Annotated in this window: 1 protein-coding gene; it reads left to right on the top strand. The window is 48.7% G+C overall.

Annotated features, from left to right (window positions below):
- On the top strand, positions 1 to 557 hold a 557-nt coding region (locus tag R7O13_RS29730), incomplete at both ends, for a pyrroline-5-carboxylate reductase (protein WP_318305575.1).

Below are 557 nucleotides of genomic sequence, written 5' to 3'. Positions count from 1 at the left end.
TCTGCAATCTATCGACTTTAGCAACAAGCTCGTGATTTCTATTGCGGCAGGCATCAATTGTTCACGTTTGGATGAGATGCTAGCGACAAAATTGAATTTGGTTCGCGTAATGCCAAACACTCCATCTCAGTTGGGTTTGGGCATGAGTGGCTTATTCGCTCCAGAACATGTCAAAGAACAAGACAGAGCCTTTGCCGCAGAACTGATGCAAGCGGTTGGTAAAGTTTGCTGGGTGGAACAAGAATCAGGCATCAACAATGTGATTGCAGCAGCAGGCAGCGCTCCGGCATACTTCTTCCTGTTTATGGAAGCGATGCAAGCTGAAGCGATAGCTCAAGGTTTTGATAAAGAAACGGCTCGTTTGTTGGTTCAACAAGCAGCGCTGGGTGCGGCAAGTATGGTGGTGAGCAATCCAGACACCGAACTGTCGACACTGCGTGAAAACGTGACTTCGAAAGGCGGCACAACCGCCGAAGCACTTCGTACATTCAACGAACATCAGTTAACGGACATCGTTGCAAAAGCCATGCAAGCTGCGGTTGCTCGCGCAGAAGAAA

The organism is Vibrio sp. Y176, assembly GCF_033438945.1.
This window is presented reverse-complemented; position numbering and strand designations above follow the sequence as displayed.